Origin of the sequence: Klebsiella sp. 10982, assembly GCF_048589245.1 — a bacterium.
Lineage (GTDB): Bacteria > Pseudomonadota > Gammaproteobacteria > Enterobacterales > Enterobacteriaceae > Klebsiella > Klebsiella quasivariicola.
In genome coordinates, this window is sequence record NZ_JBMAXV010000087.1 from 1 (window position 1) to 5,607 (window position 5,607).

Annotated in this window: 6 protein-coding genes and 1 pseudogene; all 7 read left to right on the plus strand. The window is 52.7% G+C overall.

The features are described from left to right. Positions 1-135 (plus strand): helix-turn-helix transcriptional regulator (locus ACKLKD_RS27340; RefSeq protein ID WP_420062001.1); only part of this gene is annotated, 135 nt, incomplete at its 5' end. 161 nt (positions 136-296) lie between these two features. Beyond that, the gene (locus tag ACKLKD_RS27345) at positions 297-893 is read left to right on the plus strand and encodes a Bro-N domain-containing protein (protein WP_032436822.1); all 597 of its coding nucleotides are present in this window, start codon (positions 297-299) and stop codon (positions 891-893) included. Beyond that, complete coding sequence (locus ACKLKD_RS27350; protein ID WP_087806436.1) at positions 893-1,072, plus strand: DUF4222 domain-containing protein; 180 nt, start codon at positions 893-895, stop codon at positions 1,070-1,072. Before ACKLKD_RS27345 ends, ACKLKD_RS27350 begins: the two co-directional genes overlap by 1 nt. Next, on the plus strand, positions 1,069-1,896 hold the full coding sequence (locus tag ACKLKD_RS27355) for an ash family protein (RefSeq protein WP_087776044.1): 828 nt from the start codon (positions 1,069-1,071) through the stop codon (positions 1,894-1,896). The genes ACKLKD_RS27350 and ACKLKD_RS27355 overlap by 4 nt, the downstream gene beginning before the upstream one ends. Continuing rightward, positions 1,893-4,655 carry a TOPRIM and DUF927 domain-containing protein gene (locus ACKLKD_RS27360; RefSeq protein ID WP_087776042.1) on the plus strand — a complete coding sequence of 921 codons (2,763 nt, stop codon included), beginning with the start codon at positions 1,893-1,895 and terminating at the stop codon, positions 4,653-4,655. Before ACKLKD_RS27355 ends, ACKLKD_RS27360 begins: the two co-directional genes overlap by 4 nt. Positions 4,656-4,838: 183 nt before the next feature. Further along, a complete protein-coding gene (locus ACKLKD_RS27365; RefSeq protein ID WP_009307971.1) occupies positions 4,839-5,282 on the plus strand; it encodes a single-stranded DNA-binding protein in 444 nt (147 codons plus the stop codon). 33 nt (positions 5,283-5,315) lie between these two features. Then, positions 5,316-5,607: pseudogene (locus tag ACKLKD_RS27370) on the plus strand (capsid portal protein); the annotation flags it as partial.

Below are 5,607 nucleotides of genomic sequence, written 5' to 3' on the forward strand. Positions count from 1 at the left end.
CACGTTGCCACAGTAGATCGCTGGGTGAAGGCTAAAGTCATGCCACAACCCATTAAACTGGGCGAAAAAATAACAGCTTTTGATGCCGTAGAGATTAATAATTGGCTGGCTAACCGCCGCAGGGAGAATATCTAATGGTGAAAAAAAACCACTCTAGAGAAAAGGCGGCTAGACCATGTATTTATGTGATTAATTCTACATCTGAAATTTTTATTCAACCAAGTTGTAAAATTGAAATTGAGCGTGTAATTAACCAACTCCCGGACGCATTCGCCGCCGAATAACGGAGCCATAAAATGAAAATCGAAAAAAATAGATTTAATTCTGAGGCCTCTCCTCAACTCGGCACCAACCCTAAACATATTTACCAAGCTAATGAACATGATATTTCTGTTATCAAATTTGAGAGCGTAACCGTCCGAGTGGTTAACGTATTCGGTGAACCATGGTTTGTGGCGGCAGACGTGTGCAAAGCACTTGAGATTGGCAATGCTTCAAAAGCGGTGATGGCGTTGGACAAGGATGAGAATACCCTAACTTCATTTCAGGGTATTCATGCTGGCCCTGGTAATCCTGTGATGAATATTATTGCGGAATCCGGTTTCTACAAACTGATCGCCCGCAGCCGCAAAGCCACCACGCAGGGCACGTTCGCTCACAGTTTCACTAATTGGGTATTCCGTCAGGTGATCCCATCTATCCGTAAAACAGGCTCCTACGGCGTTCCGTTCGCGTTCCTGAATGACCATACCCGTCGCAAAGTACAGTACACGAAGAAGGCCAGTAAGCGCGGTAAAGATCTTCAATCGTGCAAAGGTGAGAAAGCACGCTTGGCCGCTGAAGAGATTGAACTATGGCGTAAGTATCAACCTGACCTGCTGGAGGTTCATTAATGACTAACCCCACCAGCACACCGCTGCCAAATCACGCATATCGCGACGCTCAGGGCCAGACGGTGAGCGTCGTCTCTGTAGCGCACAACCGCGTGACGTTCTATCTCGATGGTTACCTGTTCCCGTGCGTGCAGCCCATTGATCGCTTCATGAAGGAGTACGCGGAGGTGAAACAATGATTACCGCCGCCCAGAGTAAAAGCCCCTCTATGGCTGGCCTGTTAGCAAATGTTAGTACTTTGCGGGTGCTGTGCCGCCGCGGGAACCTGTCAAAACCTGTCACTTTGCGGGCCACTGATAGTGGCGAACAAAACGCCTGTCGGAGTTTCGCGACAGGTATGTTTGAATTTAAAGACACGTTAGAGGCGAGTTTTGTGAGCAGCACGCGCGATGGACGTCACACCTGGAGCAAAGAGTTTTGCGAGTCCATAAAAAAGGGCTTGATGTCCCACGTCATCCCGGTCTATGGTTATAGCGCACCAGCAAAATCTGGTGCCGGGATTGGCGTCCCGGAGAGTTTACAGGCGACCTATGACGCGCCATGCGTCTTTTTTTGTGTCGTTAATTCAGTACACCTTTTTTTCTGCGTTGCGGGTATAATCCTCGCCGCTCACAAAATAATGGTGGGCTGGATGGGGGCGGAGAGATCCGCGCCGGTTTCCTGTAACGCCGGTTACGCCAACCCTGTTCAGTCCACCACCAGCGAAATTGGCGTTTCCGGTGGTGGGTTTCAGACCCAGTTACAGGAGGCTGCCATCATGGCTACTACCCCTACCCAAAGTCCACAATTCAACAGTCCCACCACTGATATCGCAGATAGGCCTTATCTGCTTGATGAACTGACCTACGAAACAGAATGCGTGTTGGCAATTCTGCGAACAATTAACGATGTCAGTGATCCACACACCAAAAGCCATCTCGTAGATGCCGCGGAACTTATTGGTACTCAGTTGTTGAAAAAGTTAGAGCACAACGCACATCTGAAAGATGGTGACTGCGAATGAAAAATATCGACCTCATCCGCGAAGTTACCCATGCTGCAACTGATCGCTGGCCGTCTGTTCTGGCTGGCCTGCATATCAACGTGCCAGATTCACCGAGAAAACATACAGCCTGCCCGGCCTGTGGAGGTAAGGATCGCTTTCGTTTCGATGATGGCGGCCGCGGCAGCTTTATCTGCAACCAGTGCGGCGCCGGCGATGGCCTCGACCTTATCCGCAAGGTGAATAAATGCGACACCACGGAGGCTGCCAGGTTGGCGGCTGATGTGCTGGGTATTGATTACCGGGCAACGGAACGCAGCGGGGAGGATGCCAGTTATAGACAGGCGCAGATGGAGGCAGAACGCCAACAGCGGGAGCAGGAGCGCCAGCAGCAGGCTGCTGAGGAGACAAATCAGCGACGCCTGAAGTTTACCCGTCGGTATGCCGAACTGTGCCAGCAGGCCACCATGGGTGAGAGTGAATATCTAATTGGCAAAGGACTGCAGGGATTAACCATCCAGTTCCAGTTACTGGCTTCCGGCGACCTGCTTCTTCCGCTGGTGGATGATTCCGGCGCTGCCGTGGCGGCGCAGACCATTACCACCGCGGGTGAAAAACGGCTGCTAACCGGTTCGGCGAAGCGCGGGGCATTTCATGTCATCCAACCCGTTGATTCTCCCGAGTCCGTCATTTTGACCGAGGGGCTGGCTACTTCCCTGTCAGTTCATTTGATGCGCCCGGACGCGCTGGCAGTATGCGCCATAGACGCTGGCAACCTGCTGCCCGTAGCCCAGGCTATGCGCCAGCGCTACCCAGATATACAGATCGTCATCGCCGCCGACAACGATATTAAGCCCGGAGAGCCAAACACAGGCAAAGACGCTGCGGAGAAAGCTGCAAAGGCTGTCTCTGGCTGGGTGGCTTTACCTCCAACGGTGAAAAAGGCCGACTGGAACGACTACCACCAACAGCATGGACTAGAAGCCGCTACAACGGCGTTTAAGAATTCGATGTATCAACCGCAGGAGCCTGAAGTGTCCGCGAAACTGCAAGTGATCAACGGAGGGAAAAAGGGCGCATCAAAACCTGAATCTCTGCGACCTCATGTCGAAAGCCGTGCTGATGGTATTTATTGGGTTGAACCCAAATCAGACAAAGATGCCGGAGAGATCATCTGCCGTGAGAGTTGGCTATGTTCTGCTCTTAAGGTTATCGGCATCGGCATTGATGACAGTAAAACCCGGTATTTGATCCTGCGTTGGCAGGCATTTGGTGCGAAGAGTGAAACCGTACAGGCGATACCCTTTGCTGACATTGGTGAGCGTGAAGGCTGGCGAACGCTCAAAGCCGGTGGCGTGAATGTAACAACTAAGAGCGGTTTACGCGCAACGCTAGCCGACTGGCTTCAGAGCTGTGCCAATGGTGAGGTATGGCGCATTGCTCATGCTACGGGCTGGCAGTGTGGCGCCTATATCATGCCCGATGGTGAGATCATCGGTACGCCAGAACAACCGGTGCTTTTTAATGGACGGAGTTCTGCAGCATCCGGTTACACCACCAGCGGCACCGTTGATAGCTGGCGGGAGAGTGTAGGACGTCTTGCCTTTGGGAATTACTCGATGATGACTGGTGTAGCCGCAGCATTGGCCGCCCCGCTGATTGGCCTTGCTGGTGCTGATGGATTCGGTATCCACCTCTACGAACAGTCGAGCGCGGGTAAGACTACCACTGCTAATGTGGCCTCCAGTCTTTACGGCAATCCAGATGTACTGCGTCTCACCTGGTACGGTACTGCGCTGGGGCTGGCGAATGAGGCCGCCGCACATAACGACGCGCTGATGCCGCTAGACGAAATTGGCCAGGGCGCTGACCCGGTGGAAGTCTATAAATCAGCCTATGCGCTATTTAACGGTACCGGTAAGCTGCAGGGGGCGAAGGAGGGAGGGAACCGCGATCTCAAGCGCTGGCGTACTGTGGCAATCAGCACTGGTGAGATGGATCTTGAAACATTCATCGCCAGCGCCGGCCGTAAGGCTAAAGCGGGCCAGTTGGTTCGCCTGCTGAATATCCCTATGCGGCGGGCAGTACGCTTCCATGAGCATGCAAATGGTAAGCACCATGCTGATGCTCTCAAAGATGCATACCAGCATCACCATGGAGTGGCAGGGCGTGAGTGGGTGAAGTGGCTGGCGGACCACCAGCAAGAAGCGGTAAGCGCTGTCAGGGTAACGGAAGAGCGCTGGCGTAGCCTGATCCCTTCGGATTACGGGGAGCAGGTCCATCGTGTTGGCGCCCGGTTTGCCATTCTGGAAGCCGCACTATTGTTAGGTAATGTGATCACCGGCTGGGATGAGCAGACCTGTCGGGATGCTATCCAGTACAGTTATAACGCCTGGCTGAGAGAGTTTGGTACCGGGAACAAAGAGCACCAGCAGATTATCGAGCAGACCGAGGCATTCCTGAACGCCTACGGTATGAGCCGCTTTGCACCGTTCCCGTATGACCCATCCAGTCTGCCGATCTCCAATATGGCGGGATACCGGCAGAAAGGTGGCCACGATGCCGACCCAATGGTGTTCTACACCTTCCCGGCGGCCTTCGAAGGGGAGATTGCCCGCGGCTTTAATGCACGTCAGTTTGCCGAAGTACTGAAGAAAGCTGGCATGCTAACGCCTCCGACGTCAGGCCGGGGGTTCCAGAGAAAGTCACCACGCATTGATGGGCGACAGATTCGGGTTTATGTCCTGCAGTATTTGCCGGACGATGACCAACCAGAGTAAAAGCATTCTTTCATGTGTGTAGTTTAGGTGTTGGTTCAGTTGGTTCAGTTGCCTCAGTAGTGATATGCATCTGTTTAATAAGGTTTCATGTTTGAAAAATGAACCAACATTGAGGCAACAAACTACCATTTTGAACCAACACTGAATCAGGTACAGGGCATCAGAAGAGAGAGGATCACAGCGATGACAGCTCAAATTTCAGCGTATGGCCGGCTGGTGGCCGACCCGCAGACCAGAACAACTGGAAAAGGTACGAACATGGCTATGGCCCGTCTGGCGGTGGCGTTGCCTTGTAATGCGTCAGATAACGGAGAGGCTACTTTCTGGTTGGGCGTGATTGCTTTTGGTAAACAGGCCGATGCGCTGGCCAAACATCGTAAAGGCGACCTTGTCAGTGTGGCGGGCAATATGCAGCTCAATCAGTGGATTGGTCAGGATGGCGGTACACAGCAAGGCTATCAGGTCATTGCGGACAGTGTACTCAGTGCCAGAACGGTACGCCCAAGAGGTAAAGCGGGACAACAGGGGCAAGCTACAGACGCCCTACGACGGGCCCATGAACATCAAGCGCCCACCACCGGGTATGAAGGATACGACCAGACGCCACCTTATGACGATGATTTCTAGATAATAAGCTGAATGCTAGGCACTTGAGTGCTCCCTGGCTTTCGCAACTTGTTTATGTACTCGTCCAACGGCAAAAAGACGGCATTCAGATCATCCCATTGTCGGAGGTTGCGGCAAAGGATGAGTTTTTAAACATCAAAAACGTGAGCCGCGATGACATGATGGCAGCGCACCGAGTGCCGCCACAGATGATGGGGATTATGCCAAGCAGTTGGAGGGTTTGGGGATGTGGAGAAGGCTAGTCGGGTATTTGTCCGCAATGAATTAATGCCACTACAAAAAAGCCTAGGGAAGGTGCGAATAAGCAGGTCATTTCTTCCCAAGT

Excerpts from the sequence above, each read along its gene's own strand:
- ACKLKD_RS27345 (WP_032436822.1), top strand. The coding sequence starts at position 297 with ATGAAAATCGAAAAAAATAGATTTAATTCTGAGGCCTCTCCTCAACTC.
- ACKLKD_RS27355 (WP_087776044.1), top strand. The coding sequence starts at position 1,069 with ATGATTACCGCCGCCCAGAGTAAAAGCCCCTCTATGGCTGGCCTGTTA.
- ACKLKD_RS27350 (WP_087806436.1), top strand. The coding sequence starts at position 893 with ATGACTAACCCCACCAGCACACCGCTGCCAAATCACGCATATCGCGAC.
- ACKLKD_RS27365 (WP_009307971.1), top strand. The coding sequence starts at position 4,839 with ATGACAGCTCAAATTTCAGCGTATGGCCGGCTGGTGGCCGACCCGCAG.
- ACKLKD_RS27360 (WP_087776042.1), top strand. The coding sequence starts at position 1,893 with ATGAAAAATATCGACCTCATCCGCGAAGTTACCCATGCTGCAACTGAT.